1 protein-coding gene is annotated in these 980 nt (G+C 47.0%); it reads right to left on the bottom strand.

Annotated features, from left to right (window positions below):
- Positions 1-176: 176 nt before the first annotated feature.
- Positions 177-980, bottom strand: an 804-nt coding sequence (locus NM10_RS12895; RefSeq protein WP_020311965.1) for an RNA-guided endonuclease InsQ/TnpB family protein, incomplete at its 5' end; no start/stop codon positions are given.

Genomic DNA, 980 nt, shown 5'->3' on the forward strand with positions numbered 1-980 from the left:
TGGCCTGAGGTATACGATTCTTCCTGTTCCAGATAGGTTATCCCATAGCGTTCACACAGGTGTTTCAAGGTACTACGAAGATAGCGTCAGACTGATTTGAGTGAAATGCTGATTCATCACTTTGCCCAGCTTTAGTCCTCGTTTAAAATCGCGATTATAGCCGCAAACAATGGTACCTATCTGATGGTCAATGCAGAAATTAACAATGTAACGGGCTGTCTTGCAAAGGATGTCTTCATCCGGAAATTGCGTTTCTTCGCTAACTGACAGAGCTGGTTCGTCGTCTTCCGGCCCTGCTTGGCGGCAATGCTTTGGAGTCTGGCTTTGCGTTTGTTCCAATACTGGTTAATAGATTTGAGTTTACGACCGTCCATGAGGAACGACGTCCCCGTATTGGTAACGCAGGCGGCCAGATTGTCCAGGCCCAAGTCGATAGCCAGGACACGGTCTGGCGAGGTTTTCACCGGTTCTGGGTCCTGTAAGTAGCCATACTGAATCTTGAAATACCGTCCGCCATACATGGGACAGATGCGGACTTCCTTGATTTTCTTATCCTTCAGCCTGTCGGGAACAGGAATCCGAATCCGATGGCCATTATGGCGTTTCATATATTCACGGCTCATCGGCACGGTTAAGAAGCCATTCTTAATGGTAATAGCGTTCGTTGACAAGATGAGATTGAAGAGACCGCCTTTTTCACGATAGTATGGCAGGCGGACAGCCTTTGAACCATAGTCACCTGACTTGACTTTCTGCAAAAGCCCGAAAAAAGAACGAAAACTTCGGTCGGCTATCTTCAATATCTGCTGGGCGACACTGGCCTGTAACAAGCCATAGTTTTCATTTTCCTTGCAGATGGGGTAATTTTCTTCGTACCGCAAGAATTGCTGGGTATCGAAGTAATGCTGCCGAATCGTATAGACCGCTACATTGTACAGGTTATTGCTGTATTGGCACATTTCCCGGAGCATYCKKATACT

The organism is Megasphaera sp. NM10 (genome assembly GCF_000417505.1).
Lineage (GTDB): Bacteria > Bacillota > Negativicutes > Veillonellales > Megasphaeraceae > Megasphaera > Megasphaera intestinihominis.